Source organism: Streptomyces mutabilis (assembly GCF_046628145.1).
Lineage (GTDB): Bacteria > Actinomycetota > Actinomycetes > Streptomycetales > Streptomycetaceae > Streptomyces > Streptomyces mutabilis.
This window is the reverse complement of record NZ_CP176874.1, coordinates 1,624,411-1,651,031: the sequence shown is the minus strand read 5'-3', so window position 1 is coordinate 1,651,031 and position 26,621 is coordinate 1,624,411. Positions and strand designations below refer to the sequence as shown.

Annotated in this window: 21 protein-coding genes; 11 read left to right on the top strand and 10 right to left on the bottom strand. The window is 70.8% G+C overall.

Translation table 11 applies throughout. The features are described from left to right. Positions 1-9: 9 nt before the first annotated feature. Complete coding sequence (corA, locus tag ACLIN4_RS07215; RefSeq protein ID WP_411575589.1) at positions 10-1,005, bottom strand: magnesium/cobalt transporter CorA; 996 nt, start codon at positions 1,003-1,005, stop codon at positions 10-12. A gap of 61 nt (positions 1,006-1,066) precedes the next feature. On the opposite strand from corA, the gene ACLIN4_RS07210 reads away from it, so the two are divergent. The 4 genes from ACLIN4_RS07210 to mshC all read left to right on the top strand — a co-directional run bounded on the left by ACLIN4_RS07210 (position 1,067) and on the right by mshC (position 4,579). Then, complete coding sequence (locus ACLIN4_RS07210; protein ID WP_107479994.1) at positions 1,067-1,753, top strand: histidine phosphatase family protein; 687 nt, start codon at positions 1,067-1,069, stop codon at positions 1,751-1,753. Between the two features lie 84 nt (positions 1,754-1,837). Further along, on the top strand, positions 1,838-2,428 hold the full coding sequence (locus ACLIN4_RS07205; protein ID WP_100049514.1) for a DUF3090 domain-containing protein: 591 nt from the start codon (positions 1,838-1,840) through the stop codon (positions 2,426-2,428). Next, positions 2,392-3,222, top strand: coding sequence for an SCO1664 family protein (locus ACLIN4_RS07200; protein ID WP_289909227.1), 831 nt, complete (start codon positions 2,392-2,394; stop codon positions 3,220-3,222). The genes ACLIN4_RS07205 and ACLIN4_RS07200 overlap by 37 nt, the downstream gene beginning before the upstream one ends. A gap of 127 nt (positions 3,223-3,349) precedes the next feature. After that, positions 3,350-4,579 (top strand): cysteine--1-D-myo-inosityl 2-amino-2-deoxy-alpha-D-glucopyranoside ligase, encoded by a 1,230-nt coding sequence (gene mshC, locus ACLIN4_RS07195; RefSeq protein WP_100049512.1) that lies wholly within the window; start codon positions 3,350-3,352, stop codon positions 4,577-4,579. Between the two features lie 60 nt (positions 4,580-4,639). Here mshC and parJ read toward each other — a convergent pair whose 3' ends face one another. The 6 genes from parJ to ACLIN4_RS07165 form a co-directional block, all read right to left on the bottom strand. Next, positions 4,640-5,629, bottom strand: coding sequence for a filament polymerization regulator ParJ (gene parJ, locus ACLIN4_RS07190; protein WP_100049081.1), 990 nt, complete (start codon positions 5,627-5,629; stop codon positions 4,640-4,642). A gap of 140 nt (positions 5,630-5,769) precedes the next feature. After that, a complete protein-coding gene (locus ACLIN4_RS07185; protein WP_100049080.1) occupies positions 5,770-6,441 on the bottom strand; it encodes a FadR/GntR family transcriptional regulator in 672 nt (223 codons plus the stop codon). A 139-nt stretch (positions 6,442-6,580) separates the two neighbouring features. Next, complete coding sequence (locus ACLIN4_RS07180) at positions 6,581-8,197, bottom strand: glycerol-3-phosphate dehydrogenase/oxidase (RefSeq protein WP_107476799.1); 1,617 nt, start codon at positions 8,195-8,197, stop codon at positions 6,581-6,583. 8 nt (positions 8,198-8,205) lie between these two features. Then, the gene (gene glpK, locus ACLIN4_RS07175; RefSeq protein ID WP_381941784.1) at positions 8,206-9,744 is read right to left on the bottom strand and encodes a glycerol kinase GlpK; all 1,539 of its coding nucleotides are present in this window, start codon (positions 9,742-9,744) and stop codon (positions 8,206-8,208) included. 84 nt (positions 9,745-9,828) lie between these two features. Next, positions 9,829-10,623 (bottom strand): MIP/aquaporin family protein, encoded by a 795-nt coding sequence (locus ACLIN4_RS07170; RefSeq protein WP_107476801.1) that lies wholly within the window; start codon positions 10,621-10,623, stop codon positions 9,829-9,831. A gap of 328 nt (positions 10,624-10,951) precedes the next feature. Next, positions 10,952-11,716, bottom strand: a complete 765-nt coding sequence (locus ACLIN4_RS07165) for an IclR family transcriptional regulator (RefSeq protein WP_100049077.1) — start codon at positions 11,714-11,716, stop codon at positions 10,952-10,954. A 433-nt stretch (positions 11,717-12,149) separates the two neighbouring features. Between ACLIN4_RS07165 and metH the strand changes: the two genes are divergently transcribed. From metH to ACLIN4_RS07150, 3 genes are all read left to right on the top strand, one after another. Continuing rightward, positions 12,150-15,662: a methionine synthase gene (gene metH / locus ACLIN4_RS07160; RefSeq protein WP_107476802.1), complete on the top strand. Its 3,513-nt coding sequence runs from the start codon at positions 12,150-12,152 to the stop codon at positions 15,660-15,662. Between the two features lie 127 nt (positions 15,663-15,789). Further along, positions 15,790-16,491 carry an HAD family hydrolase gene (locus ACLIN4_RS07155; RefSeq protein ID WP_100049075.1) on the top strand — a complete coding sequence of 234 codons (702 nt, stop codon included), beginning with the start codon at positions 15,790-15,792 and terminating at the stop codon, positions 16,489-16,491. Between the two features lie 455 nt (positions 16,492-16,946). Next, entirely contained in the window at positions 16,947-18,551 is a 1,605-nt protein-coding gene (locus tag ACLIN4_RS07150; protein ID WP_290013755.1) for an ABC transporter substrate-binding protein, read from the top strand. Between the two features lie 112 nt (positions 18,552-18,663). Here the strand turns inward: ACLIN4_RS07150 and ACLIN4_RS07145 are convergent, their stop codons facing one another. Both ACLIN4_RS07145 and ACLIN4_RS07140 read right to left on the bottom strand, forming a co-directional pair. Further along, positions 18,664-19,335 (bottom strand): response regulator, encoded by a 672-nt coding sequence (locus ACLIN4_RS07145; protein ID WP_019325237.1) that lies wholly within the window; start codon positions 19,333-19,335, stop codon positions 18,664-18,666. Between the two features lie 14 nt (positions 19,336-19,349). Continuing rightward, the gene (locus ACLIN4_RS07140; RefSeq protein ID WP_289909225.1) at positions 19,350-20,327 is read right to left on the bottom strand and encodes a RecB family exonuclease; all 978 of its coding nucleotides are present in this window, start codon (positions 20,325-20,327) and stop codon (positions 19,350-19,352) included. Between the two features lie 175 nt (positions 20,328-20,502). Here ACLIN4_RS07140 and ACLIN4_RS07135 point away from each other — a divergent pair, with 175 nt between their 5' ends. From ACLIN4_RS07135 to ACLIN4_RS07125, 3 genes are all read left to right on the top strand, one after another. Then, a complete protein-coding gene (locus ACLIN4_RS07135; protein WP_289909224.1) occupies positions 20,503-22,167 on the top strand; it encodes a site-2 protease family protein in 1,665 nt (554 codons plus the stop codon). Positions 22,168-22,265: 98 nt separating this feature from the next. Further along, entirely contained in the window at positions 22,266-23,168 is a 903-nt protein-coding gene (locus ACLIN4_RS07130; protein WP_107476806.1) for a tRNA (adenine-N1)-methyltransferase, read from the top strand. Positions 23,169-23,459: 291 nt separating this feature from the next. After that, positions 23,460-24,038, top strand: a complete 579-nt coding sequence (locus tag ACLIN4_RS07125; protein WP_289909223.1) for a hypothetical protein — start codon at positions 23,460-23,462, stop codon at positions 24,036-24,038. 74 nt (positions 24,039-24,112) lie between these two features. Here the strand turns inward: ACLIN4_RS07125 and ACLIN4_RS07120 are convergent, their stop codons facing one another. After that, complete coding sequence (locus ACLIN4_RS07120; protein WP_100047297.1) at positions 24,113-24,418, bottom strand: ferredoxin; 306 nt, start codon at positions 24,416-24,418, stop codon at positions 24,113-24,115. 245 nt (positions 24,419-24,663) lie between these two features. On the opposite strand from ACLIN4_RS07120, the gene arc reads away from it, so the two are divergent. Then, positions 24,664-26,430 (top strand): proteasome ATPase, encoded by a 1,767-nt coding sequence (arc, locus tag ACLIN4_RS07115; RefSeq protein ID WP_100047299.1) that lies wholly within the window; start codon positions 24,664-24,666, stop codon positions 26,428-26,430. The last annotated feature ends 191 nt before the right edge of the window (positions 26,431-26,621 follow it).

Genomic DNA, 26,621 nt, shown 5'->3' with positions numbered 1-26,621 from the left:
GACCCCCGCTCAGAGCCAGCCCCGCCGCTTGAACAGCCGGAACAACAGCACCTCCAGCCCGGCCATCAGCACGATCACCGCCGGATACCCCCATACCCAGCGCAGTTCCGGCATGTGCTCGAAGTTCATGCCGTAGACCCCCGCGACCATCGTGGGGACCGCGGCCATGGCCGCCCACGCGGAGATCTTCCGCATGTCGTCGTTCTGCCGGACGCTCGTCTGCGCCAGGTGCGCCGACAGGATGTCCGAGACCAGCCGGTCCAGGCCCTCCACCGACTCGTTGACGCGGGAGAGGTGGTCGCTGACGTCCCGGAAGAACGGCCGCGCCCTGTCGTTCACGAACGGCACCGCGGTGCCGAACGCGCCCGTCCCGGCCAGCCGGGCCAGCGGCGGCGCCAGGGGGCCGGTCGCCCGGCGGAACTCCAGGATCTGCCGCTTGAAGTTGTAGATCCGGGACGCGGTGTGCCGCGAGCCGCCGCCGTCCGGAGAGAAGACCTCCGCCTCCAGCTCCTCCAGGTCGTTCTGCAGCTCCACCGCGACGTCCAGGTAATGGTCGACGGCGGCGTCCGCTATCGCGTACAGCACCGAGGTCGGCCCCTTGCCGAGCAGCTCGGGCTCGTGCTCCAGACGCTGCCGGACGGCCTTCAACGGAGAGCCCTCGCCGTGCCGGACGACGACCACGAAGGCGTCACCCAGGAAGATCATGAGCTCGCCGGTGGACACGGTGTCGCTCTCCGGCTCGTACACCACCGGCTTCAGGACGGCGAAGAGCGAGTCCTCGTAGACCTCCAGCTTCGGCCGCTGGTGCGCCTTGAGGGCGTCCTCAACCGCCAGCGGATGCAGCGCGAACTCCTCGGTGACCAGGTCGAACTCCTCCTGGGACGGCTCGTGCAGCCCGATCCAGACGAAGCCGCCCGCGGACCGCGCCTCGCCGAGCGCGTCGGAGAAGTCCTCGGGCCCGTCCGTGCGGTGCCCGTCCCGGTAGATGGCACAGTCGACGATCACCGAACGCATTCTCCCTTCGCCCCGGCGCCCTCGCGCCGCGCCGTACGCCTACCCTGTCCGCATGCCCACGCTGATCCTGGTCAGGCACGGACGATCCACCGCCAACACCGAGGGGCTGCTCGCCGGCTGGACGCCCGGCGTCGCCCTCGACGAACGCGGGGCCGCCCAGGCCGCCGCGCTGCCCGGCCGCCTCGACGGCCTGCCGCTGTCCGAGGTCGTCTCCAGCCCCCTGCAACGCTGTCAGGAGACGATCCGGCCGCTGCTCGACGCCCGGCCCGGGCTGCGGGCACACACCGACGAGCGGATCGGGGAGTGCCACTACGGCGACTGGTCCGGCCGCAAGCTCGCCGAGCTCAAGGACGAGCCCCTGATGGAGGTGGTGCAGGCGCACCCCTCCGCCGCCGCGTTCCCCGGCGGCGAGTCGATGCGCGCGATGCAGACCCGCGCCGCCGAGGCGGTCCGCGAGTGGAACGCGCGCGTGGAGCGCGACCACGGTGCCGACGCCGTCTACCTCATGTGCTCGCACGGCGACATCATCAAGTCCCTCGTCGCGGAGGCGCTGGGCCTCCACCTCGACCTCTTCCAGCGGATCTCCGTCGAGCCCTGCTCCGTCACCGCGATCCGCTACACCCGGCTGCGCCCGTTCCTCGTCCGCCTCGGCGACACCGGCGACTTCGCCTCCCTCGCCCCGCGCGAGGAGCCGCCGGGCGACGAGGCCACCGTCGGTGGCGGTGCGGGCGCACCGTGATCGTCGGCCGCAGTAGGGTGAAGCGATCGCAGCAGTGACCGACCCCGCCCACCCGCTTCTTACGACTTCTCATGGAGACAGGACGTGTCCCGTCAGGTGTTCCTCTACGACCAACCGGAACGTTTCGTGGCCGGCACGGTCGGACTGCCCGGGCGCCGTACGTTCTTCCTCCAGGCCTCCGCCGGCTCCCGGGTGACCAGCGTGGCCCTGGAGAAGACCCAGGTGGCCGCACTCGCCGAGCGCATGGACGAACTCCTCGACGAGGTCGTACGGCGCAGCGGCGGCAGCACCGCCGTCCCCGCCATGGCCCCCACCGGGCCCGCCGACACGGCTCCTCTGGAGACGCCCGTCGAGGAGGAGTTCCGGGTCGGCACCATGGCGCTGGCCTGGGACGGCGAGGAGCAGCGCATGATCGTCGAGGCGCAGGCCCTCGTGGAGCTGGACGCCGAGTCCGAGGAGGACCTGGCCGAGGCCGAGGAGCGGCTCCTCCAGGACGAGGAGAACGGCCCCCCGATGCTCCGGGTCCGCCTCACCGGCGCGCAGGCCAGGGCCTTCGCCAAGCGTGCCCTCGACGTCGTCAACGCCGGGCGGCCGCCGTGCCCGCTGTGCAGCCTCCCGCTCGACCCGGAAGGACACGTATGTCCGCGCCAGAACGGATACCGCCGCGGAGCGTGACCACCGACACGGCGGCCGCCGACCTGCTCGCCCAGGGCGAACTGACCGTGCGCGGACGCATCCGTGACGCCTCCAACGCGGCCCTGTACTGCACGGTGACCCACGAGGGCCGCGAGGCCGCCTGCGTCTACAAGCCGGTCGCGGGAGAGCGGCCCCTGTGGGACTTCCCCGACGGCACCCTCGCCCAGCGCGAGGTCGCCGCCTACGAGGTCTCCGAGGCGACCGGCTGGGGCCTGGTCCCGCCCACGGTGCTGCGCGACGGGCCCTACGGCGAGGGCATGGTCCAGCTGTGGATCGAGGCCGTCCCGGAGACGGAACTGCTCGCCCTGGTGGACGCCGAGGAACCCGGCCCCGGCTGGAAGGCGGTCGCCCTGGCCGAGGTCGGCGAGGGCCGCACCGCGCTGCTCGTGCACGCCGACGACGAGCGGTTGCGACGGCTCGCCGTCCTGGACGCCGTGATCAACAACGCCGACCGCAAGGGCGGTCACCTCCTGCCCGCCGCCGGTGAGCGGCTGTACGGCATCGACCACGGCGTCACCTTCCACGCCGAGGACAAGCTGCGCACCCTGCTGTGGGGCTGGGCTGGCGAGCCGCTCACCGGGGAGGCCCTGGCCGTGCTCGACGGCCTCAAGGAGGCCCTGAAGGACGGTGGGGCCCTGGCCGCCCGGCTCGGCGCCCTCATCACCTCCGCCGAGCTGGACGCCACACGCGCGCGGGTCGACGCCCTGCTCGCGTCCGGCAAGCACCCGGCACCGGGCGGGGAGTGGCCGGCCATCCCGTGGCCACCGGTGTAGGCGCCCCGCCCGTCGGCGGCGTGTGCGGGCCGAACGCACAACGGCCGGTCGGGCGCAAGACCGCCTTACCGGCCATCCGGCCCGGTCCGGTTCGTGTACGGAACACCCGTCCGGTTAGGCTCATGACATGCATGCCTGGCCCGCTTCCGAGGTCCCCGCCCTGCCTGGTCAGGGTCGCGACCTGAGGATCCACGACACCGCGACCGGCGGCCTGGTCACCCTCGACCCCGGTCCCGTCGCCCGTATCTACGTCTGCGGCATCACGCCGTACGACGCCACCCACATGGGGCACGCGGCGACCTACAACGCGTTCGACCTCGTGCAGCGCGTGTGGCTCGACAACAAGCGGCAGGTCCACTACGTCCAGAACGTCACCGACGTCGACGACCCCCTGCTGGAGCGGGCCGTGCGCGACGGCGTCGACTGGACCGCCCTCGCCGAGAAGGAGACCGCCCTCTTCCGCGAGGACATGACGGCGCTGCGGATGCTGCCGCCCCGGCACTACATAGGCGCCGTCGAGGCCATACCCGGCATCGTCCCGCTCGTCGAGCGGCTGCGTGACGCGGGCGCGGCCTACGAGCTCGAGGGCGACATCTACTTCTCGGTCGAGTCCGACCCGCACTTCGGCCAGGTGTCGCACCTGGACGCCGCCGCCATGCGGCTGCTCTCCGCCGAGCGGGGCGGCGACCCGGACCGGCCCGGCAAGAAGAACCCGCTCGACCCGATGCTGTGGATGGCGGCCCGCGAGGGCGAGCCCAGCTGGGACGGCGGCTCGCTCGGCCGCGGACGTCCCGGCTGGCACATCGAGTGCGTGGCCATCGCCCTCGACCACCTCGGGATGGGCTTCGACGTCCAGGGCGGCGGCTCCGACCTCGCCTTCCCGCACCACGAGATGGGCGCCTCGCACGCCCAGGCGCTCACCGGCGAGTTCCCCATGGCCAAGGCGTACGTCCACGCCGGCATGGTCGGGCTGGACGGCGAGAAGATGTCCAAGTCCAAGGGCAACCTGGTCTTCGTGTCGCAGCTGCGCCGCGAGGGCGTCGACCCCGCCGCCATCCGGCTCACGCTGCTCGCCCACCACTACCGCTCCGACTGGGAGTGGACGGACCAGGTGCTACAGGACGCCCTCGCCCGGGTGGACCGCTGGCGCGCCGCCGTCTCCCGGCCCGACGGTCCGCCCGCCGAGGCGCTGGTCGAGGAGATCCGCGAGGCCCTCGCGAACGACCTGGACTCCCCGGCCGCGCTGGACGCCGTCGACCGCTGGGCCGCGCTCCAGCAGGAGACCGGCGGCACCGACACCGGCGCGCCCGGCGTGGTGTCCCGAGCCGTGGACGCACTGCTCGGCGTCGCTCTGTAGGCACGACCCGCACATGACGGGGGGCGCTTCCCGATGGGAAGCGCCCCCCGTCACGTTGGTTCAGTCCTCCGACGACTCCTCGTCGTCCCCGCCGGTCCTGGGCGGCTTCGGCGGGCGGGTGCGCCCGCTCGGGTTGTCCCGCAGATACGGCGTCCCGGGCGTCGTGTCCCCGTCCGCCGTGGCATGGCCGCCCGGCTGGCCCGGTCCGGAGCCGTCCCGGCGCCGCAGGTACCGCTCGAATTCGCGGGCGATCGCCTCGCCCGACGCCTCCGGCAGCTCCGCGGTGTCCCGGGCCTCCTCCAGCGACTGGACGTACTCGGCGACCTCGCTGTCCTCGGCCGCCAGCTGGTCCACGCCCACCTGCCAGGCGCGCGCGTCCTCGGGCAGTTCGCCCAGGGGGATGCGCACGTCGATCAGGTCCTCCAGCCGGTTCAGCAGGGCCAGCGTGGCCTTCGGGTTCGGCGGCTGCGACACGTAGTGCGGCACCGCCGCCCACAGCGACACGGCCGGTACGCCCGCGTGCGTGCACGCCTCCTGGAGGATGCCGACGATGCCCGTGGGCCCCTCGTACTTGGTCTCCTCCAGGTCCATGCGCCGGGCCAGGTCGGCGTCCGACGTGGTCCCGCTGATCGGCACCGGACGGGTGTGCGGGGTGTCGCCCAGCAGGGCGCCCAGGACGACCACCAGCTCGACGCCCAGCTCGTGGGCGAAGCCGAGCAGTTCGTTGCAGAACGAGCGCCAGCGCATGGACGGTTCGATGCCGCGGACCAGGACCAGGTCGCGCGGTTTGTCCCCGCCGACCCGGACCACCGACAGTCTGGTCGTCGGCCAGGTGATCTTGCGGACGCCGTCCTCCAGGAACACCGTGGGCCGGTTGACCTGGAAGTCGTAGTAGTCCTCGGCGTCCAGCGCCGCGAACACCTCGCCCTTCCACTCCCGGTCGAGATGCGCGACCGCGGTGGAGGCGGCGTCGCCGGCGTCGTTCCAGCCCTCGAACGCGGCCACCATGACCGGGTCGACCAGCTCGGGAACCCCCTCGAGCTCGATCACCCAGCGCCTCCTTCCGACGTGCCCTCGCGTACCCCCCAACCTTACGGCGTGCCGAGGGGCCGCCCGCAGCCCCCGTGCACGGGGGAGTGAACGGATCACTGCCCCGTTCCGGCGGCGCGGACACCCCGCCGGGGCCGGGTTCAGCGGCCGGCGCGCAGCCACTGCTCCACGGACGCGATGTGCACCGTCGCCCAGGAACGTGCCGCCTCCGCGTCCCGGTCCCGCAGGGCGTCCAGGATCGCGCGGTGTTCGCGCAGGGTGCGGGCGACCGCGTCCTCCTGCGTCAGTCCGCGCCAGACCCTGGCCCTGGTGGTCGGCCCGGACAGGCCGTCCAGCAGCGAGCACAGCACCGAGTTGCCCGAGCCCCGCACGACGGCACGGTGGAACTCGAGATCGGCGGCGATCAGGTCCTCCACCGACGGTTCGGCGCCCAGCGCGTCCAAGGCGGCGCCCAGCGCGTCCAGTTCCGCCTCGGTGATCCGGGAGGCCGCCATCGCGGTGGCGGCCGGCTCCAGGATGCGGCGTACGGCTAGGAACTCCAGCACCGTGTCGTCGCGGTGGAAGTCGACGACGAACCCGATGGCCTCCAGGAGGAGTTGCGGGTCCAGGCTGCTGACGTAGGTGCCGTCGCCCTGCCGCACGTCCAGGATGCGGATCAGCGACAGGGCGCGAACGGCCTCCCGCAGGGAGTTGCGGGACAGCCCGAGGCCGGCCGCGAGTTCGCTCTCCTTGGGCAGCCGGTCGCCGGGCGCCAGCCTGCCGGAGACGATCATGTCCTTGATCTTCTCGATCGCCTCGTCGGTGACCGCCACGGCCGACCTCCCCGCGTTCCCGGGATGCCCCTAGGACAGACATCCGATGTCTCACGACATTATGAGACCGTGCCCGGCACGATGTGACCGTGCCCGGTCCCGGGACTGCCGGGGCCGGGCACGGGTCGCTCCGTCGGTCCTACTTCTTGTCGAGCAGGTCCTGGACCTTCGCGCGGACGTCGTCCGTGGCCAGGCCGCGGATCGTCAGGGTGGTGCGGCGGCGCAGCACGTCGTCGGGCGTCTCGGCCCACTCGTGGTCGCGGGCCCACACGACCTGCGCCCAGATCTCCGGGGCGTCCGGGTGGACGCGCTCCGCCAGCTCGGGGCTCTCGTTCGCGAGGCGGGCGATGTCGAAGGCCAGCGAACCGTAGTGGGTGGCCAGGTGCCTGGCGGTGTCCGCAGCCATGCGCGGGCCGGGCGCCGGGCCGTCCACCAGCAGCCGGTGCGCGACCGCGCGCGGGTTGGCGACGCCGGGCAGCGGCAACTTCTTCGGCAGCGAGGAGATCGGCTCGAAGTCGTCACCGAGCGGGTGGCCCGGCAGTGCCTCCAGCTTCTTCATCACCGTACGGCCGATGTGCCGGAAGGTGGTCCACTTGCCGCCCGCGACGGACAGCATGCCGCCCCGGCCCTCGCTGACCACCGTCTCGCGCTTGGCCTTCGCGGTGTCGCCGGGGCCGCCCGGCAGCACGCGCAGACCCGCGAAGGAGTACGTGATCAGGTCCCGGTCGAGCTGCTGGTCGCGGATGGAGAAGGCGGCCTCGTCGAGGATCTGCGCTATGTCCTTCTCGTTGACCGCGACGTCCGCCGGGTCGCCCTCGAACTCCTCGTCGGTCGTGCCGAGCAGCAGCATGTCCTCCCAGGGGAGGGCGAAGGTGATGCGGTACTTGTCGATCGGGGTCGCCAGCGCGGCCTTCCACGGCGCGGTGCGCTTGAGCACCAGGTGCGCGCCCTTGGACAGGCGGATGGACGGGGCCGCGTTCGGGTCCTCCATGCGGCGCAGGTGGTCGACCCAGGGGCCGGTGGCGTTGAGCACCAGGCGGGCGTTCACCCCGAACTCGTCGCCGGTCAGGCGGTCCTTCAGCTCGGCGCCGGTCACCCGGCCCTTGGTGAAGCGCAGACCGGTGACCTCGGCGTGGTTGAGGACGACCGCGCCGGAGTCGACCGCCGCGCGGACCGTCATCAGCGCCATGCGGGCGTCGTTCATCTGGTCGTCGCCGTACACGGCCACGGCCTTGAGGTTGTCGGTGCGCAGCTCCGGCACGTCCTGCGCGGCCTTGGCCGGCGAGAGCAGGTGGCCGACGCCGTCACCGAAGGCGGACAGCGCCGAGTACGCGAAGACGCCCGCGCCGAGCTTCGCCGCGCCGTGCGGCCCGCCCTTGTACACGGGGAGGTAGAAGGTGAGCGGGTTCGCCAGGTGGGGGGCCACCTGGCGGGAGACCGCGCGGCGCTCGAAGTGGTTCTCCGCCACCAGCTTCACCGCGCCGGTCTGCAGGTAGCGCAGACCGCCGTGGAGCAGCTTGGAGGAGGCGGAGGAGGTGGCGCCGGCGAAGTCGCCGGCGTCGACCACGGCCACCCTGAGGCCGGACTGCGCGGCGTGCCAGGCGGTGGAGATGCCGAGGATGCCGCCGCCGATCACGAGAAGGTCGTACGACGCCTTGGAGAGCTGCTCCCGGGTCTCGGCCCGGCTCGGGTTCGAGCCGGAGGCCGGGTGCGTCCCCAGGGCAGGCACGGACTGCAGGGTGGACTGAGTGGTCATTGCGGTTCTTACTCCTCGTCCTCGAGCCAGCCCATGGTCCGCTCGACGGCCTTGAGCCAGCTCTTGTACTCACGGTCGCGGATCTCCGCGTCCATGCGGGGGGTCCACTCGGCGGCCCGCCGCCAGTTGGCGCGCAGGTCGTCGGTGCTGTTCCAGAAGCCCACGGCCAGGCCGGCGGCGTAGGCGGCGCCGAGGCAGGTGGTCTCGGCGACCATCGGGCGCACCACGGGGGCGTCCACGAAGTCGGCGAGGGTCTGCATCAGCAGGTTGTTGGAGGTCATGCCGCCGTCGACCTTGAGGGCGGTCAGCTCCACACCGGAGTCCTTCGTCATGGCGTCCGCGATCTCCCGCGTCTGCCAGGCGGTGGCCTCCAGCACGGCGCGCGCGAGGTGCGCCTTGGTGACGTACCGGGTCAGGCCGGCGATCACACCGCGGGCGTCGGAGCGCCAGTACGGGGCGAACAGGCCGGAGAAGGCCGGTACGAAGTAGGCGCCGCCGTTGTCCTCGACCGTGAGGGCGAGGGTCTCGATCTCGGCGGCCGTGGAGATCAGGCCCATCTGGTCGCGCATCCACTGCACCAGCGAACCGGTGACGGCGATCGAGCCCTCCAGGGCGTACACCGTGTCCTGGTCGCCGATCTTGTAACCGACCGTGGTCAGCAGGCCCGAGTAGGAGTTGATGATCTTGTCACCGGTGTTCATCACCATGAAGGTGCCGGTGCCGTACGTCGACTTGGTCTCGCCCTCGGAGAAACAGGTCTGGCCGAACAGGGCCGCCTGCTGGTCGCCGAGCGCGGAGGCGACGGGGATGCCGCCGAGCAGCTCGCCGAGCCTGCCGCCCTTGATCTCGCCGTACACCTCGGCGGAGGAGCGGATCTCCGGGAGCATCTGGGCCGGCACGCCGATCGACTCGGCGATCCGCTCGTCCCACTGCATGGTGTGCAGGTTCATCAGCATCGTGCGCGAGGCGTTGGTGACGTCGGTGACGTGCTTGCCGCCGTTCACCCCGCCCGTCAGGTTCCAGATGACCCAGGAGTCCATGGTGCCGAAGAGCAGGTCGCCCGCCTCGGCGCGCTCGCGCAGGCCCTCGACGTTGTCGAGCAGCCAGCGCGCTTTGGGACCGGCGAAGTAGGAGGCCAGGGGAAGGCCGGTCTCGCGGCGGAAGCGGTCCTGGCCGACGTTGCGGCCGAGCTCGCGGCACAGGGCGTCGGTGCGGGTGTCCTGCCAGACGATGGCGTTGTGGACGGGCTCACCGGTGTTCTTGTCCCAGATCAGCGTGGTCTCGCGCTGGTTGGTGATGCCGATGGCCTTGATGTCGTCGCGGGTGATGCCGGCCTTCTCGACGGCCCCGGCGACGACCTCCTGGACGTTGGTCCAGATCTCGGTGGCGTTGTGCTCGACCCAGCCGGGCTTGGGGAAGATCTGCTCGTGCTCCTTCTGGTCGACGGAGACGATGCGCCCGTCGCGGTCGAAGACGATGCAGCGCGAGGAGGTCGTGCCCTGGTCGATGGCGGCGATGAAGGGGCCTGCGGTGTGAGCGTCGGTCACAGTGTGCTCCTGGTTTCCGTGGTGTGGCGGCCGGTGCGTACGGCGCGTGTTCTGCGGCTCGATGATGGCCGAGCGGAGGTCCGCTCAGGCGAACGCGACGTTGTAGACACCTCCGGCGAGCGCACCGCCGATCAGCGGACCGACGACGGGGATCCAGGCGTAGGCCCAGTCGGAACCGCCCTTGTTGGGCAGGGGCAGCAGGGCGTGCACGATGCGCGGGCCGAGGTCGCGGACCGGGTTGATCGCGTAGCCCGTCGGGCCACCGAGGGACAGGCCGATCGACACCACGACGAACGCGGTGATCAGGGCGCCCAGGACGCCGAGGCCGTTGCCCGCGTCGTTCAGACCCTGGGTCAGGATGGCGAGCAGCAGGACGAAGGTGCCGATGATCTCGGTGGCGAGGTTCTGGACCGTGTGCCGGATCTCCGGGCCGGTGGAGAAGATGCCCAGCACGGGGCCGGCGCCCTTCTCCTGGGCCTCGACCGACTTGGCCGTCGTGTCCTGCGCGCCGGGGCCGCCGACGATCTCGCGGTCGGTGAGGTGGGCCTGGAACTGGCCGTAATAAGCGATCCAGACCAGGACCGCGCCGATCATGGCGCCGAGGAGCTGACCCGCGAGGTAGGTCGGCGTGTTGCTCCAGTCGCCGTCCTTGATCGCGATGCCGACCGTCACGGCGGGGTTGAGGTGGGCGCCGGAGAGCGGACCCGATATGTACGCCGCCGTCATGACCGCGAAGCCCCACCCGAAGGCGATGGCGAGCCAGCCGGCGTTGCGGGCCTTGGAGGCCTTGAGCGTCACGGCGGCACACACGCCGCCGCCGAGCAGGATGAGTATGGCGGTACCGATGGTCTCGCCGATGAAGATGTCGGAGCTGGACACCCGCGACTCCTTTGTCCTTCGTCCAGGGGAAGCCGAACCCCCGGGTCCCTCCGGGTGTTCTGGCGCCCTCGGTGTGAGAGCGATGGCGGCCCTTGGCGTTGTCACACTCTAACGCGTATTGCCGGTAGGTGTTCGACAATGCCGACCGATGGACGCGAGTCTCGCCGCGGCGTCACGCATGCGTCAAGAGCTGTGTTATCGAAAGCACGATCGTTATTGATCGTCGCGAGTTATCGGTCGCGGGGGCGGGGCGGCGGTGCTTGGCCTCCCCGGGAAACGCCGAAGGACCGGAACGCCGTACGACGTCCCGGCCCCTGTCCGTGCCCTGCTAGAACCGTCCGGCGCCCAGGTCCCGCGACACCGCGCGGGCGCAGTCCCGTACCGCCGCGACCAGCTCGGGACGCAGCTCGCCCTCCCGGCACAGCCGCTCCACGGCGCCCGTGATGCCGACCGCGCCCACCGGCATGCGCCTGCGGTCGTGGATGGGGGCGGCGATGGACGCGACGCCCTCCCAGGTCTCCTCGACGTCGGCGGCGTAGCCACGCGCGCGCGTGATGTCCAGGATGTGCTCGAACCCGTCCGGCTCGCAGACGGTCCGGTCGGTGTACGCCTTGCGGTCGGCCTCCAGCGCCTCGCTGTGCGCGACCGGGTCGTACGCCGACAGCACCTTGCCCAGCGCGGTGGAGTGCAGCGGCTGCATGGCGCCGATCTCCAGCACCTGCCGGCTGTCGTCGGGGCGGAAGACGTGGTGCACGATCAGGACGCCCTGCTGGTGCAGGACCCCGAGGTGGACGCTCTCGCCGCTGGAGCGCGCCAGGTCGTCCGTCCACACCAGGGCGCGCGCCCGCAGCTCGTGCACGTCGAGGTAGGTCGTGCCCAGGCGCAGCAGCTCGGCGCCCAGCTGATAGCGCCCGGAGGCCTCGTCCTGCTCCACGAAGCCCTCCTGCTGGAGGGTGCGCAGGATGCCGTGCGCGGTGCCTTTGGCCAGACCCAGCGACGAGGCGATGTCCGACAGGCCGAGCCGCCGCTCGCCGCCCGCGAGCAGGCGCAGCATCGCGGCCGCCCGTTCGAGCGACTGGATGTTCCGTGCCATCGACGTACTGCCTCCGTCCCCTTCGACTGCCGACCTCGGCGTCGCTGACGTCGTTCGGCAATGCCGAACACTACCGGTCGATGCCGACCTCCCGCTAACGGTTGGCGGGCAACTGTTGCACCCCGGCCGGTTCCCATCGCCCCGGACCCCGCGTCCGGGAGCGGCTCCCTGACGGCATCCGGGCCGTGGCCCGGCGGAACCCCGGGTCGTCCACCGCTGGATCGCCGGGTCCTCCACCGGCGGATCACCGGGCCGGAAAGTCACCCCTTCGGCGGGCCTGTGACCCGCCATCCTCGTCCGTCTCGTGGACGCCTCGACCACCGGCCTCCGGTCCCGGCTACCCTGGCGGCGTGCGTTCTCCCCCGGGACGTCCCCCGTGGACGGCACCGGGCAGCGCAAAGCCGACAGCCGTCGCATCCTAGGGAGCCCTTTCATGGCCTCGTCGCCAGCCACCCCGCCCGCCGACACCCGGACCCGCGTGTCCGCCCTCCGAGAGGCCCTCGCCACCCGCGTGGTGGTCGCCGACGGCGCGATGGGCACCATGCTCCAGGCGCAGAACCCCTCGCTGGACGACTTCCAGCAGCTGGAGGGGTGCAACGAGGTCCTGAACGTGACCCGCCCGGACATCGTGCGCTCGGTGCACGAGGAGTACTTCGCGGCCGGCGTGGACTGCGTGGGGACCAACACCTTCGGCGCGAACCACTCGGCGCTGGGCGAGTACGACATCCCCGAGCGCGTCCACGAGCTGTCCGAGGCCGGCGCGCGGGTGGCCCGCGAGGTCGCCGACGAGTTCGCCGCCCGGGACGGCCGCCAGCGCTGGGTCCTGGGCTCCATCGGCCCCGGCACCAAGCTGCCCACGCTGGGCCATGCCCCGTACACCGTCCTGCGCGACGCCTACCAGCGCAACGCCGAGGGCCTGGTCGCGGGCGGCGCGGACGCGCTGCTGGTGGAGACCACGCAGGACCTGCTGCAGACCAAGGCGTCCGTGCTGGGCGCCCGGCGTGCCCTGGAGGCCCTCGGTCTCGACCTGCCCGTCATCGTGTCCGTGACCGTCGAGACCACCGGCACGATGCTGCTGGGCTCGGAGATCGGTGCGGCGCTGACCGCGCTGGAGCCGCTGGGCATCGACATGATCGGCATGAACTGCGCGACCGGTCCGGCGGAGATGAGCGAGCACCTGCGCTACCTCGCCCGCCACTCCCGCGTGCCGCTGACCTGTATGCCGAACGCCGGTCTGCCGGTCCTGGGCAAGGACGGCGCGCACTATCCGCTGACCGCGCCGGAGCTGGCCGACGCCCACGAGACGTTCGTGCGCGAGTACGGGCTGTCCCTGGTGGGCGGCTGCTGCGGCACCACGCCCGAGCACCTGCGCCAGGTCGTGGAGCGGGTCCGGGGTGCCGCGCCGACCGCCCGTGACCCGCGTCCGGAGCCGGGCGCGGCCTCGCTCTACCAGACGGTGCCGTTCCGCCAGGACACCTCCTACCTGGCGATCGGCGAGCGGACCAACGCCAACGGGTCGAAGAAGTTCCGTGAGGCGATGCTGGAGGGCCGCTGGGACGACTGTGTGGAGATGGCCCGGGACCAGATTCGTGAGGGCGCGCACATGCTCGACCTGTGCGTGGACTACGTGGGCCGGGACGGCGTGGCGGACATGGAGGAGCTGGCCGGCCGGTTCGCGACCGCCTCGACGCTGCCGATCGTGCTGGACTCCACCGAGGTCGACGTCATCCGCGCGGGCCTGGAGAAGCTGGGCGGCCGCGCGGTGATCAACTCGGTGAACTACGAGGACGGCGACGGCCCCGAGTCCCGGTTCGCGAAGGTCACCCGGCTCGCGCAGGAACACGGCGCCGCGCTGATCGCGCTCACCATCGACGAGGAGGGCCAGGCCCGCACCGCCGAGAAGAAGGTCGAGATCGCCGAACGGCTGATCGCCGACCTCACCGGCAACTGGGGCATCCACGAGTCGGACATCCTCGTCGACTGCCTGACCTTCACCATCTGCACCGGCCAGGAGGAGTCCCGCAAGGACGGGATCGCCACCATCGAGGGCATCCGCGAACTCAAGCGCCGCCATCCGGATGTGCAGACCACGCTGGGTCTGTCGAACATCTCCTTCGGCCTCAACCCGGCCGCCCGCATCCTGCTCAACTCCGTCTTCCTCGACGAATGCGTGAAGGCCGGCCTGGACTCGGCCATCGTGCACGCCTCGAAGATCCTGCCGATCGCCCGGTTCGACGAGGAGCAGGTGCAGACCGCCCTCGACCTGATCTACGACCGCCGCGCCGAGGGCTACGACCCGCTGCAGAAGCTCATGCAGCTCTTCGAGGGCGCCACCGCCAAGTCGCTGAAGGCGTCCAAGGCCGAGGAGCTGGCGGCGCTGCCGCTGGAGGAGCGGCTCAAGCGCCGCATCATCGACGGCGAGCGCAACGGCCTGGAGGCCGACCTGGACGAGGCGCTGACGGAGCGTCCGGCCCTGGACATCGTCAACGAGACGCTGCTGGACGGCATGAAGGTCGTCGGCGAACTGTTCGGCTCGGGCCAGATGCAGCTGCCGTTCGTGCTCCAGTCCGCCGAGGTCATGAAGAGCGCGGTGGCCCACCTGGAACCGCACATGGAGAAGACCGACGACGAGGGCAAGGGCACGATCGTGCTGGCCACCGTGCGCGGCGACGTGCACGACATCGGCAAGAACCTCGTCGACATCATCCTGTCCAACAACGGCTACAACGTCGTCAACCTCGGCATCAAGCAGCCGGTCTCCGCGATCCTGGAGGCGGCCGACGAGCACCGGGCCGACGTGATCGGCATGTCCGGGCTCCTGGTCAAGTCCACGGTGATCATGAAGGAGAACCTGGAGGAGCTCAACCAGCGGGGGCTGGCCGCCGACTACCCCGTCATCCTCGGCGGCGCCGCCCTCACCCGCGCCTACGTCGAGCAGGACCTCCACGAGGTCTACGACGGCGAGGTCCGCTACGCCCGCGACGCCTTCGAGGGCCTGCGCCTGATGGACGCCCTGATCGGCATCAAGCGGGGCGTGCCCGGCGCCAAGCTGCCCGAGCTGAAGCAGCGCCGCGTGCGGGCCGCCACCGTCGAGGTCGAGGAGCGCCCCGAGGAAGGGCACGTGCGCTCGGACGTGGCCACCGACAACCCGGTCCCCGAGCCGCCGTTTTGGGGCACGCGCGTGGTCAAGGGCATCCAGCTCAAGGAGTACGCGTCCTGGCTCGACGAGGGCGCCCTGTTCAAGGGCCAGTGGGGGCTGAAGCAGGCCCGTACCGGCGAGGGACCCTCGTACGAGGAACTGGTCGAGACCGAGGGCAGGCCGCGGCTGCGCGGCCTGCTGGACCGGCTGCAGACGGAGAACCTGCTGGAGGCGGCCGTGGTCTACGGCTACTTCCCGTGCGTGTCCAAGGACGACGACCTGATCGTCCTCGACGACGACGGCAACGAGCGCACTCGGTTCACCTTCCCCCGTCAGCGGCGCGGCCGGCGGCTGTGCCTGGCCGACTTCTTCCGCCCGGAGGAGTCCGGCGAGAGGGACGTCGTCGGCTTCCAGGTCGTCACCGTCGGCTCCCGCATCGGCGAGGAGACCGCCCGGATGTTCCAGGCCAACGCCTACCGGGACTACCTCGAACTGCACGGCCTGTCCGTCCAGCTCGCCGAGGCCCTCGCCGAGTACTGGCACGCACGCGTGCGCGCCGAACTCGGCTTCGGCGGGGAGGACCCGGCCCAGATGGAGGACATGTTCGCCCTGAAGTACCGGGGCGCCCGCTTCTCCCTCGGCTACGGCGCCTGCCCGGACCTGGAGGACCGCGCCAAGATCGCCGAGCTGCTCCAGCCGGAGCGCATCGGCGTCCACCTGTCGGAGGAGTTCCAGCTCCACCCCGAGCAGTCCACCGACGCCATCGTGATCCACCACCCGGAGGCCAAGTACTTCAACGCCCGCTAGAGGGCCCGTACAGGTTCACGGGCCACATCGGGCGTTCCCGCCCCGCACGACGTACACTGGTCGGTCCACTGCAGGCCGGTTCCCCACGTGGGAACCGGCCTGATCGTCCCTTCAAGGAGGTACGTGGATGACCAGTACGGTCCCCGCGCTCGGAACCCGTACGGCCGAAGGCTCCGCCCTGCAGGCCGTGCTCCTCGACATGGACGGCACCCTGGTGGACACCGAGGGCTTCTGGTGGGACGTCGAGGTCGAGGTCTTCGCCTCCCTCGGCCACACCCTCGACGACTCCTGGCGTCACGTGGTCGTCGGCGGCCCCATGAGCCGCAGCGCCGGATTCCTGATCGAGGCCACCGGGGCCGACATCACACTCGCCGAACTCAGCGTGCTGCTCAACGACGGCTTCGAGGAGCGCATCGGCCGCACCCTGCCCCTCATGCCGGGAGCCGCCCGGCTGCTCGCGGAGCTGTCCGCCCACGAGATCCCCACCGCCCTGGTCTCCGCCTCCCACCGGCGCATCATCGACCGCGTGCTGGCCTCGCTGGGCCCCCAGCACTTCGGCCTGACCGTGGCCGGCGACGAGGTACCGCGGACCAAGCCCCACCCGGACCCGTACCTGGCCGCCGCGGCCGGCCTCGGTGTGGACCCGGCCCGGTGCGCCGTCGTCGAGGACACCACCACCGGCGTCGCCGCCGCGGAGGCCGCGGGCTGCCACGTCGTGGCCGTGCCCTCCGTCGCACCCATCACCCCGGCCGCCCGGCGTACGGTGGTCCGCTCGCTGGAAGACGTCGACCTGACATTTCTCCGCGGTCTGATGACACAAATGCGCTAGACGTTCACCCAGCGTGCGGCGGCGTTAACGCGGCAATTCCCGGAACATCCCGGCGTGAGAACCCGACAGACAACACGAGGGCCCGCGCGGCGAATTACGGCCACCGCGACGGGCCGAATTACGACCCGCGCCCACCACTACGCGCGTGTGACGTTCGCCACGTTGCCAGGGGTCGACAGGAGGGCGTACGTGTGCAGCCTCGCCCTTGGCGAACGTTGTCGAGGTGCCCTTGTGTCCCGATTGGTGAAACCCTGCACTAATCCTTCCACTGTCGGGTTTTCGGTGTGTCCACACCCGGTTTCGCTCCGTGATGAGCGCCCAACTCCGGTGGCTGCGAACCCCCGTGCGGGCGCGGACTAATCTCGTCGCGAGAACATCGGCCACTACCCCCGTGATCCGCCGCGACACCCCTGCATGCCGGATACACGGACCGACAGCTCTGGAGAAACTCGAGCATGAACCGCAAGACTTTGGTGCTGCCGGCCGTCGTCGGCCTGCTCGCGCCGGTGCTCGCCGCCTGTGGCGGGTCCGACAGCGGCAGCGGCGGCGGGGACGCGATCGTCGTCGGCACCACGGACCGGTTCACCGCCTCGGAGAAGGCGCCCGCGCCCCTCGACCCGGCGTTCGCCTACGACGTCGGCCTCTGGAACATCCTGCGTCAGACCACGCAGACCCTGATGATCCAGCCCCGCGGCGACGGTGAACCCGTACCCGAGGCAGCCGAGAAGTGCGGATTCACCGACACCGGAAACGAGCGCTACGCCTGCACCCTGCGTGACGGCCTGAAGTTCGCCAACGGCGACGCCATCACGGCGGAGGACGTGAAGTACTCCATCGAGCGCGCCCTGTCCATCAAGGCCGACAGCCAGGTGTACGCCCTGCTGTCGACCGTCGACACCGTCGAGACGCAGGGCGACCGCGAGGTCATCTTCCACCTCAACACCGCCGACGCCACCTTCCCGTACAAGCTGTCGACCCCGGTCGCCGGCATCGTCAACAAGGACGACTACGAGAAGGGCAAGCTGCGTGAGGGCTTCGAACTGGACGGCTCCGGGCCGTACACCATGAAGGCCGAGACCGACGGCGACGAGATGACCAAGGCCGTGTTCACCAAGAACCCCAATTACAAGGGGAGCCTCGAGGTGAACAACGACAAGGTCGAGGTCGTGTCGTTCGACGACGCCGAGGCCATGGGCGCCGCGCTCGACAAGGGTGACATCGACGTGATGACCCGCGCCATGACGCCCGACCAGATCAAGAAGCTCTCCAACTCCACGGACAGCAAGGTCGACCTCATCGAGGTGGCCGGCCTGGAGATCCGCTACCTGGGCTTCAACACGGACGCGCCGACCGTGAAGGACAAGGCCGTCCGCCAGGCGATGGCCCAGCTCATCGACCGCAGCGCACTCGTCTCCGAGGTCTACGGCTCCCAGGCCGAGCCGCTGTACTCGATGGTCCCCGCCACCATCACGGGTCACTCCAACTCGTTCTTCAACAAGTACGGCGACCCCAGCGTGCCCAAGGCCAAGGCGTTGCTCGAGGACGCGGGCGTCGACACGCCGGTGAAGCTGACGATGCACTACACGACGGACCACTACGGTGCCGCCACCAAGCAGGAGTTCGAGCAGCTCCAGAAGCAGCTGAACGACAGCGGTCTCTTCGACATCGACATCGAGGGCCAGCCCTGGGACAAGTTCCGGCCGGCGGAGCTGGACGGCGAGTACGACGTCTTCGGCATGGGCTGGTTCCCCGACTTCCCGGACGCCGACAGCTTCATCGCGCCGTTCCTCGACAAGGACAACACCCTCAACTCGCCGTACGCGAACCAGGAGATCCGCAACACCCTGATCCCCGAGTCCCGTCGCGAGGCCGACCGGCTCTCCGCCGTGGACAGCCTCAACCGGATCCAGGAGATCACCGCGATCGACGCCCCGGTGATCCCGCTCTGGCAGGGCAAGCAGTACGTCGCGGCCAGGGACGACATCACGGGCACGGCCTACCTCCTCAACTCCTCCTCCACCCTCCAGGTGTGGGAGCTGGGCCGGGGCGTGAGCGGCTGACCCCGCCGGACGAAATCCGAAGGGCGCCCCTCCTCCTGGGAGGGGCGCCCTTCGGGTTTCGTCGCGTGCTCGTGCTCGTGCTCGTGCTCGTGCTCGTGCGTCGCGAGCGCGGCTACTGTGCGCCGGGGCGCACCAGGCCGCTCTCGTACGCGTACACCGCGGCCTGCACCCGGTCGCGCAGGCCCAGCTTGGTCAGCACATGACCCACATGCGTCTTGACCGTGGTCTCGCTGACGAACAGGTCGGCGGCGATCTCCGCGTTGGACAGACCGCGCGCCACCAGCTTCAGCACCTCCACCTCACGCTCGGTCAGCGTGTGCAGGGTGTCCGGCACCGGCTCCTCACCGGAGGGCAGGTGCGTGGCGTACTTGTCCAGCAGCCGCCTGGTGATGCTCGGCGCGAGCATCGCCTCGCCGTTCGCCACCACGCGGATCGCCTGCACCAGTTCGCCCGCCGGGGCGTCCTTCAGCAGGAACCCGCTGGCGCCCGCCTTCAGCGCCTCCACCACGTACTCGTCGAGGTCGAACGTGGTCAGCACCAGCACCTTCGCCGGACCGTCCCGCTCGGGCCCGGTGATCTGCCTGGTCGCCTCCACACCGTCCATCCGCGGCATGCGGATGTCCATCAGCACTACGTCGGGCTGCAGCGCCCGCACCTGGTCGAGTGCCTGGAGGCCGTCTCCGGCCTCGCCGACGACCGCGAGGTCCTGCTCCGCCTCCAGAATCATGCGGAAGCCCGTGCGCAGCAGCGGCTGGTCGTCGACCAGTAGGACGCGGATGGCCACGTAAGTCTCCTTCGCTAGTCCGGCCCCATTCTGCCCTGCTCGGTGCCGCCGGCCTCGGCCGCCCTCACCGGCAGCGGGTAGGGCGGGGGAGTACCGCCGAACTCCGGGCAGTGCGCCTGGTGGTCGCACCAGCCGCACAGCTTGGTGGGACGCGGCCGCCAGTCACCGGTTTCCGTCGCAAGCCGGATGGCCTCCCACAGCGCCAGCAGCTTGCGCTCGACCCGCTCCAGGTCGGCGAGGACCGGGTCGTAGGTGAGCACGTCACCACTGCCGAGGTAGACGAGCTGCAGACGCCGCGGCACGACCTTCTTCAACCGCCAGACGACCAGTGCGTAGAACTTCATCTGGAACAGCGCACCCTCGGCGTACTGGGGCCGGGGCGCCTTGCCCGTCTTGTAGTCGACGATGCGCACCTCACCGGTGGGGGCGACGTCGACCCGGTCGATGATGCCGCGCAGCCGCAGCCCGGAGTCCAGCTCGGCCTCGACGAACAGCTCCCGCTCGGCGGGCTCCAGCCGGCTCGGATCCTCGAGGGTGAACCAGCGCTCGACGAGCCGCTCCGCCTCGCTCAGCCACCGCGCCAGACGCTCGCCCTCCGGATCGTCCGCGAACAGCTCACCGAGCTCCGGCCGGCTCTCCCGCAGCCGGTCCCACTGGCCCGGGATCAGCGACTTCGCCCGCGGCGCGGTCCGCTCGGCCGCCGGCGCGTCGAAGAGCCGCTCCAGCACCGCGTGCACCAGCGTGCCCCGCGTCGCCGCCTCGCTCGGCTTCTCCGGGAGGCGGTCGATGACCCGGAACCGGTACAACAGCGGGCACTGCATGAAATCGCCGGCCCGGGAGGGCGAGAGCGAGGCGGGCGCCGTGGCCCCGGGCGCGGGGGCCGCGGCCGGGGCCGCCGTGTCCGTCACCGCGTCCGCGTGGTCCGCCGCCGTCACCGTCGGCCCGGCGGGTGCGCCGACGCCCTCGGCGACATCCTCGATGCTCGTCTCCATGTCCACAGACCTTACGGCCCGCCACTGACAGTCACCCAGCCCGCGGTCGTGACCCGTGCGACGGAAGGGAACCAGAGGGGTGCCGGGGCGGAACGGGCCGCGGCGGACGCATACCATCGACACGAGTACCCTCCCGCCCGGCAGGCGCGGGAGACGCTTCGAACGAGGGGACACCGTGGACGTGAGCGGCGGGAGCGGGCGGCCGCGGCCCGGCAACGACGAGTCGGCCGAGCCCCGGGCAGAACCCACTGCCCCGGCCTCCGGCTCCGCCCGGCCGGAGCCCGCGGACACCGGCCCGCCCGGGGAACGACCCGCGGACGGGCCCGGGCCGGCGGACGAGCACCACGGACAGCCCGCCCCGACGGCGCCCGAGCCCACCGGAGCCCGTCCGCCGACGGACGACTCCGGAACCCGAGCCCCGAAGCCGGACACCCCTGGAACGCCGGACACCGAGGCCCCCGGCTCCGAGCCGCAGGGTTCCCGGACGCCCGCCCCGGGGGCGGGGGCTTCCGCGACACCGGGCCCCGGGAAGCCGGAACCCGAGACACCTGAGACCAAGACGCCCGGGACCGTGACGCCCGGGACCGTGACGCCCGAGACCGGGACGCGGGGACCGAGGGTGCCCGGTGCCGCCCGCCCCGACCCCCACACCGACGGCGGATCCGGGCCGGGGAAGCCTCCGCAGCGCAAGCCCGAACCCGGGGGCGGGCTGCTGATGGGCCGGCCCTTCGGCGTACCCGTGTACGTCGCGCCCAGCTGGTTCCTGGTCGCCGCCCTGATCACCTGGGTCTTCGGCGGACAGCTCGACCGCGTGCTGCCCGAGCTCGGCGCCGCCCGCTACCTGGTCTCCCTCTTCTTCGCCGTCGCCTTCTACGCCTCCGTCCTCGTCCACGAGCTGGCCCACACCGTGGCCGCCCTCCGCTTCAAGCTCCCGGTGCGCCGCATCCAGCTCCAGTTCTTCGGCGGCGTCTCCGAGATCGAGAAGGAGGCCGAAACCCCCGGCCGGGAGTTCGTGCTGGCCTTCGTGGGCCCCCTGCTCTCCCTGGTCCTCGCCGGCGTCTTCTACGCCGCCCTGCTCCCCGTGGAACCCGACTCGGTCCCCGGCGTCCTGCTGGCCGGCCTGATGATCTCCAACCTCCTCGTGGCCGCCTTCAACCTGCTGCCCGGCCTCCCCCTCGACGGCGGACGGATGCTCCGCGCCGTCGTCTGGAAGATCACCGGCAAGCCGATGAGCGGCACCATCGCCGCCGCCTGGATCGGCCGCGCCCTCGCCATCGCCGTCCTGATCGGCCTGCCCCTGCTCACCCAGTCCCTCGGCTCCGACGCCGCGGACGACGTCGGCATGGACACCGTCATGGACGCCCTGCTCGCCGCCATCCTCGCCGCGATCATCTGGACCGGCGCCGGGAACAGCCTCCGCATGGCCCGCCTGCGCGAACACCTCCCCGAACTGCGCGCCCGCGCCCTCACCCGGCGCGCCGTCCCCGTCCCGGCCGACACACCCCTCTCCGAAGCGCTGCGCCGCGCCAACGCCTCCGGGGCCCGCGCCCTGGTCGTCGTCGACGCCGACGGCGCCCCCGTCTCACTGGTCCGCGAGGCCGCCATCGTCGGCGTACCCGAGCACCGCCGCCCCTGGGTCCCGGTGAGCACCCTCGCCCAGGACCTCACCGACGGCATGCGCGTCTCCGCCGAGCTGTCCGGCGAGGAACTCCTGGACGCCCTGCGCGCCAACCCGGCCACCGAGTACCTGGTCGTCGAGGAGACCGGCGAGATTTACGGCGTCCTCTCCGCGGCCGACGTCGAGCGCGCCTTCGTCAAGGCCATGGCCCGCCCCTCCTGACCACCGGCCCCGGCCACCGGAGCGGCCCACCGGCCCCGACCACCGGCCCGGTCACCGGCGTGGTCGGCGGCCCCGCCCGGGACCGGTAGGCTGGTCACATGTCCGAACCGACCGGTGCCGCCCGCAGGCGCGGGCCCTTCAAGGTCGGGGACCAGGTTCAGCTGACCGACCCCAAGGGCCGCCACTACACGTTCACGCTCGAGGCCGGGAAGAATTTCCACACCCACAAGGGTTCCTTCCCCCACGACGAACTGATCGGCGCTCCCGAGGGCAGCGTTGTCCGCACCACCGGGAACGTCGCCTACCTCGCGCTGCGCCCCCTGCTCCCCGACTACGTCCTTTCCATGCCCCGCGGGGCAGCCGTCGTCTACCCGAAGGACGCGGGACAGATCCTCGCCTTCGCCGACATCTTCCCCGGCGCACGCGTCGTGGAGGCCGGCGTCGGCTCCGGCTCCCTCAGCAGCTTCCTGCTGCGCGCCATCGGCGACCAGGGCATGCTGCACTCCTACGAGCGCCGCGAGGACTTCGCCGACATCGCGAAGCAGAACGTGGAGCGCTACTTCGGCGGCCCGCACCCCGCCTGGCAGCTCACCGTCGGCGACCTCCAGGACAACCTGTCCGACAGCGACGTCGACCGCGTCATCCTCGACATGCTCGCCCCCTGGGAGTGCCTGGACGTCGTCAAGAAGGCACTCGTGCCCGGCGGCATCCTCTGCTGCTACGTGGCCACCACCACCCAGCTCGCCCGGACCGTCGAGTCCATCCGCGAGATCGGCTGCTTCAACGAGCCGACCTCCTGGGAGACCATGATCCGCAACTGGCACGTCGAGGGACTCGCCGTCCGCCCGGACCACCGGATGATCGGCCACACCGGCTTCCTGCTCACCGCCCGCCGTCTCGCCGACGGCGTCGAGCCGCCCATGCGCCGCCGCCGCCCCGCCAAGGGCGCCTACGGCGAGGACTACGACGGTCCCAACGCCGGCGGAGGCTCCGGCCGCTGAGACGGCCCGGTGCCGCGTACAACGTACTGACGCCGTGGTGGAGTTCCCGGGCCCGTCCGGGAACTCCACCACGGCGTCGTCATGTTGCCGCACCCCGACGACGGGACGACAGGACGACAGGGGCGCCGGAACGCCAGGGGCGCCGGGACCAAGAGGGCGACGGGAGCACCACCGGACCCGACCGGACCCGGAAAACGCCCCCGATACCCACCCCGCCGTTCCCCCGCACTGTGACGTGTGGCACGATGCTGGCCACCCCCACCGGCACAGCCCTCACAGGAGACACTCCTCGTGCAGCACCCCGCCGTTCCGGACCTGTCCCACACGCACACCCGCCCGATCCACTGGGTCGCCACCGCCACGGCCCTAGCCGCGGTGGTCGCCCTCTCCTCGGTCCTGCAGCCGGACGCCGCGACGGCGGCACAGCCCCCCGGCACCGAGCAGAAGAACACCCCCGCGCACACCGTGCCGCCCGACCCGGCCTCCGTGGCGTTCCCCCTGGAGTGCGGTCCGGTCGAGGCCGTGGTGCAGAAGAAGGCCTCCGGCGACCTCGACGGCGACGGCCGCCCCGAAACGGTGGCCGTGGTGCACTGCGACGCGCCCATGGGTACCCCGCCCGACGGCGTGTACGTCCTCACGCGAGACGCCGAGGGCGGCGAGCCCCGCGTCGTGGCCACCCTCGTGGACCCGGCCGACCGCCGCACGGTCACCGACTTCGCGGTGCGCGGCGGCGGCGTCCACGCCACACTGCTCGGCTACTCCTCGGCCGACGTGCCCAGTTGCTGCCCCGACGTCACCGACGACGTGAAGTGGCATTGGGAGAACGGCGCGTTCGTCCGCGACACGCCGTCCCAGGCCCGCGCCGTATGACCGGAGACCCCTGAGCAGAGGGCGTGACCCAGCACACAACAGTCACTCAGCGTGCGGATCGAGTTACATTTCGGTCACTCTGCGTCCGGACCGTAGACCTCGGCCCTGTCCGAAACGCGACGCACATGGATGCACTCGCCCGGACACTCCTTCGCCGAGTCGACCACGTCCGTGAGGAGCGGCAACGGCACGGGCGTTGCCGCCCCCGGACTCTGCAAGAGCTCGTCGTCCGCGCCCTTCACATAGGCCAGACCGTCGATGTCCAGCTCGAACACCTCAGGCGCGTACTGGGCGCAGATGCCGTCACCGGTACACAGGTCCTGGTCGATCCAGACCTCCAGAGCCTCGCCGCCGACTCCGGCCTCCTGCTGCACGCTCATATCTCCTGCCGTTTCCTGCGCCGAGCCGACCGGGAATCCGGCCAGCTCTGACGGGTGTTGAACACTTCGACCCTACCCCCGCCTGGATTCCATCCACGTTCCGTGGGTATTCCCCTGGCGTGAGGGAGAGCGCAAGGGTGAAGATCGGACACACCCCGACAGTCTTTGTGATCTAGGGGTTTCAATCGACACCCACCCAGGTAGGGTCTGGAAGCGTCCAGCTCCCCTTGGAGGAGGTGAGGACCGTGGCAGCCCACGACGACGACATGAACCGCGGCATCCGCCCGGGACGCGGGTCCGACGACCCGGCCGGGCAGGTGGCCTACCTTGAGCAGGAGATCGCCGTCCTGCGACGCAAGCTCGCCGAATCTCCGCGACACACGAGAATCCTCGAAGAGCGGATCGTCGAACTGCAGACCAACCTGGCCGGCGTGTCCGCCCAGAACGAGCGACTCGCCAGCACCCTCCGCGAGGCCCGCGACCAGATCGTGGCCCTCAAGGAGGAAGTCGACCGGCTGGCCCAGCCACCGGCAGGCTTCGGCGTCTTCCTGCAGGCCAACGAGGACGGCACCGCCGACATCTTCACCGGCGGCCGCAAACTCCGGGTGAACGTCAGCCCGAGCGTCGAGCTCGACGAGCTACGACGCGGCCAGGAAGTGATGCTCAACGAAGCACTCAACGTGGTCGAGGCCATGGAGTACGAGAGCGTCGGCGACATCGTCACCCTCAAGGAGATCCTCGAGGACGGCGAACGCGCCCTGGTACTCGGGCACACCGACGAGGAAAGGGTCGTGCGGCTCGCCGAGCCGCTGCGGGGCGTCACCATCCGCCCCGGCGACGCCCTCCTGCTCGAACCCCGATCCGGCTACGTCTACGAGGTCGTCCCCAAGAGCGAGGTCGAAGAACTCGTCCTCGAAGAGGTCCCCGACATCGGCTACGAGCAGATCGGTGGCCTCGGCGGACAGATCGAGATGATCCGAGACGCGGTCGAGCTCCCCTATCTCTACCCCGACCTGTTCAAGGAGCACGAGCTGCGTCCCCCCAAGGGCGTCCTGCTCTACGGGCCCCCCGGATGCGGCAAGACGCTCATCGCCAAGGCGGTCGCCAACTCACTGGCCAAGAAGGTCGCCGAAGTGACCGGCCAAGCCGCCGGCAAGAGCTTCTTCCTCAACATCAAGGGACCCGAGCTCCTCAACAAGTACGTCGGCGAGACCGAACGGCAGATCCGCCTCGTCTTCCAGCGAGCCCGCGAGAAGGCCAGCGAGGGCACCCCCGTCATCGTCTTCTTCGACGAGATGGAATCCCTCTTCCGCACCCGCGGCTCCGGCGTCAGCTCCGACGTGGAGAACACCATCGTCCCGCAGCTGCTCGCCGAGATCGACGGCGTGGAAGGCCTGCAGAACGTGGTGGTCATCGGCGCCTCCAACCGCGAGGACATGATCGACCCCGCCATCCTGCGGCCCGGCCGACTCGACGTGAAGATCAAGATCGAACGTCCCGACGCCGAAGCGGCCAAGGACATCTTCGGCAAGTACCTCACCGAGCGCCTCCCGCTCCACGTCGACGACCTCGCCGAACACGACAAGGACAAGGCGGCCACCGTCCAGAGCATGATCCAGACGGCGGTGGAACAGATGTACGCCGAATCCGAGGAGAACCGCTTCCTGGAAGTCACCTACGCCAACGGCGACAAGGAAGTCCTCTACTTCAAGGACTTCAACTCCGGCGCCATGATCGAGAACATCGTGGGCCGCGCCAAGAAAATGGCGATCAAGGACTTCCTGGAAAAGAACCAGAAGGGCCTTCGCGTCTCCCACCTCCTCCAAGCCTGCGTGGACGAGTTCAAGGAGAACGAGGACCTCCCCAACACCACCAACCCGGACGACTGGGCCCGCATCTCCGGAAAGAAGGGCGAACGGATCGTGTACATCCGTACGCTCGTCACCGGAAAGCAGGGCGCGGACACCGGACGCTCCATCGACACGGTGGCCAACACAGGTCAGTACCTGTAAAAGGCAGGGCGGCTGCGGGTCCCCTCAGCGGGTACCCGCAGCCGACTGCTTTCCGGAGCCCCGACTGGAGCAAGGCAATGCCGCAAATGATCTCCCCACCAGCGCAAAGGCGTTCTAGGCTCTTCCATACCGCCGAGTCGCGCAGTGCGGGGACGGGCACCGCACACGCATCGGAGCGCCAGCGGTACGCG